Annotated in this window: 1 protein-coding gene; it reads left to right on the forward strand. The window is 53.9% G+C overall.

Going from position 1 to position 2816, the window contains the following annotated elements; translation table 11 throughout:
- On the forward strand, positions 1–2816 hold a 2816-nt coding region (locus FA047_RS20360; RefSeq protein WP_136837943.1), incomplete at both ends, for a beta strand repeat-containing protein.

A 2816-nucleotide genomic window follows, 5' to 3' on the forward strand; every position in this document is an offset into this window, starting at 1 on the left:
CCATCGTTTGCAGGCAAGCTGAGCAACACGGCAAAAGCAAGCCCTTCAGAACCTGGCAACCCGCCAGTGGTGACCCCGCCTGCAGAAACCGATGTGACCCAGAAGCCAGTCATCGTGCTGAGCAAAACCGGTCCTGCCAGTGCTGTTGCGGGTTCAGAGATCAGTTATGTGATCGAGGCGAGCAATACCGGTTTGAGCAATGCGGCTAACCTGGTGATCAGTGATGTTGTCCCTGCTACATTGAGCAATGTGAGCTGGACGGCAAGCGTTTCAGGCAGCAGTGTGATCAACAGCGGAGCCAATGGCAGCGGCAATACCATTACCATCAATGGGAATATTCCTGCCGGAGCGGGCAACAAGATCAGCATCACGGTAAAAGGAACGATCAACCCGTCATTTGCGGGCAAGCTGAGCAATATTGCTACCGCTACGCCATCAGAGCCTGGCAACCCAGCAGTGGTGACCCCACCTGCAGAAACCAATGTGACCCAGAAACCGGTGATCGGTATCACCAAGACCGCCCCGTCCACAGCCGTGGCCGGAGCAGAGATGACCTATGTGATCGAAGCGGTGAACACCGGATTGAGCAATGCGACAGGTCTTGTGATTACCGATGCGGTGCCAGCCCAGCTGGGCAATGTAAGCTGGACGAGCAGCATTACTGGCACAGCGGTTGTGACTGCTGGTGCCAGTGGTACTGGCAATACCCTGAGCGTGACGGGCAATATCCCGGCAGGCACAGGCAATAAAATAACCATTACGATCAAAGGCACAGTTGCGCCTTCATTTGTTGGCAAGCTGAGCAATATCGCTACTGCGACTCCATCCGAGCCGGGCAATCCGCCAGTGGTTACCCCACCAGCAGAGACCGAAGTAGGTTCAGTTCCTGGAGTTGTAATCCGTAAAACCGGTCCTGCTACGGCAGTATCGGGTACCGAGATCAGTTATGTGATCGAAGCGGGCAATACCGGACTGAGCAATGCAGTAGGACTGACCATCAGTGATGCAGTCCCTGCCACCCTGAGCAATGTAAGCTGGAGCAGCAGTGCCACCGGCAGTGCAGTAGTAAGCTCAGGCGGTACCGGCACAGGCAATACGATTAGTTTGAAAGGCAATATCCCTGCCGGTGCAGGCAATACGATCCTGGTTACGGTTCGTGGCACGATCAGTGCGGCCTTCAACGGCAACCTGTCCAATACCGCTACCGCTACCCCTGCAGAGCCCGGCACCAGTGCTGTAAGCTCAACAAGTACAGCAGTGGTGAGCAAGACCCCAGTACTGTCCATGCAGAAAACAGGTCCTTCGGCCATTTCCGCAGGACAGGCAATTACTTACAGTTTGATTGTGAGCAATACCGGTACTTCCAATGCCGACAATGCCTCGATCAGTGACATTGTTCCTGTGAATGTGAACAATGTGAGCTGGACGGCAGTAGCCGAAGGCGGTTCATCAGTGCTGACCGGAGCAAGCGGTACAGGGAACAACATTACTGTCACTGGTAATATTCCGGCGGGAGCAGGTAATGTGATCCGTGTAACGGTAAACGGTACAGTGAATGCAGCAGCGACAGGGGATATAGAGAATACGGCAACAGTCACCCCATCCGAAGCGGGTACAGTACCATCGAGTTCCAAAGTAACGACCACGGTAAGTTCGAGTCCTTCTGTTACCCTTGTTAAGAGCGGTCCTTCCGTTATATCAGCAGGACAGCGTGTGACCTATACAGTTACTGCGGGTAATAATGGTCCAAGTAATGCGAATAACCTGAGCATCAGTGATGCAGTTCCTGCAGGGCTGACCGGAGTAAGCTGGACTGCCGTACCGGAAGGTAATGCAGCGGTTACTACAGGTTCAAGCGGTACAGGTAACAGTGTCATGGTTAAAGGTAACATTGCAGCAGGAGCGGGCAACCGTATCGTGATCACGATCAGCGGTGATGTACCATCCTCCGGCTTACCGGGCACCCTGAGCAATACAGCTGTGGCTACCCCATCAGAGCCTGGTATCCCACCGGTAAACTCGAATACGGTTACCACAACCATAGACAATAAAGTAAATATACGAGCAGTAAAATCAGCACCGAGTTCAGTTTCAGCGGGCAGTCAGCTGACCTATAGCCTTCAGGTGTTCAACGACGGTCCTACCGATGCGAAGAACCTTGACATCAGTGATGCGTTGCCTTCAGGACTGATCAATGTGAGCTGGAGTACTTCAGTAAGCGGTTCAGCGGCAGTTGTTGCCAATGGCAGCGGTACGGGAAGTTCGGTGAACCTGAAGGTTAACATTCCTGCTGGCGCGGCCAACAGTGTTACGGTGACCATCAATGGTACTGTAGATGCCGGCTTTAGCGGCAGCAGCCTGAGCAACCAGTTTACGGCAACTCCTACAGAACCTGGTAATCCTGCGGTGGTTTCCAATACGGTGACCACGACGGTAAACAGGACAGCAGACATCCAGGTACAGAAGACAGGGCCTCAAAGCATTGTAGCCGGTCAGCCGATCAGCTATACGATCAGTGTAAGCAATGCAGGGCCAAGTAATGCAGGAGTGGTAAACATCAGTGATGTGTTACCTGCGGGATTGACAAATGTAAGCTGGACAGCAGTGGGTACAAACGGCGCTGTGCTCTCGGGCGCTTCCAGCGGTACGGGCAATGTGAGCGTAACGGCCAACATTCCGGCGGGCAGTGCATTGGTACAGATCACGGTGAATGGAACAGTTGATGCGGGCTTTGCCGGCAGCAGCCTGGTGAACACAGCTACGGCAGTTCCTGGAGCTGGGGTGACTGACCCAAGTCCGGCCAGCAGTACGGTGAC

Source organism: Pedobacter frigoris (assembly GCF_005116445.1).
Classification (GTDB): Bacteria; Bacteroidota; Bacteroidia; order Sphingobacteriales; family Sphingobacteriaceae; genus Pedobacter; species Pedobacter frigoris.